Source organism: Litchfieldia stipae (assembly GCF_014837155.1).
GTDB lineage: Bacteria > Bacillota > Bacilli > Bacillales > Bacillaceae_L > Litchfieldia.
This window is the reverse complement of record NZ_JACYHA010000071.1, coordinates 1-454: the sequence shown is the minus strand read 5'-3', so window position 1 is coordinate 454 and position 454 is coordinate 1. Positions and strand designations below refer to the sequence as shown.

Genomic DNA, 454 nt, shown 5'->3' with positions numbered 1-454 from the left:
GGTAGTGTCAAAAGTTCTATGAAAACTATGTAAAGTATAAGTTCATTTCCATTTTGGGGGGACGTGAGGCCCCGCAATCGCTCTTGACAAACAGTCGAAAAAGGTTGCGATAAAAGTATCAAGGGCGAAGGGAACAAAAGTAGGCACGACAAATAACCCTTGACCATTACCAATTTTAACCTTTTTCTCCATTCGGTTTGTCAAGAGTTCGCTCCGCCGATTGCTGAATACCTCAAGTGCTCTGCTAAACAAAAAGTTAGGCAGATCGCTGTTCAACAATCCATCGTTGTGCTAACCCAATCAGTTTTGTCCAACGAGCTGGCATTGTTGGAAGTCCAGATAGTTCTGGATTTACAACAGGGACTTTACCTTCTAAAGCCGCATGTGGCCTTAGGAAGTTAAAGTAAGCCACAAACAAGGTGACAAAAGAGACTGATCCTTGTTCCGAGCCAAA

1 pseudogene is annotated in these 454 nt (G+C 43.2%); it reads right to left on the bottom strand.

The features are described 5' to 3' along the window. Positions 1 to 256: 256 nt before the first annotated feature. Positions 257 to 454: pseudogene (locus tag F7888_RS22375) on the bottom strand (DDE-type integrase/transposase/recombinase); the annotation flags it as partial.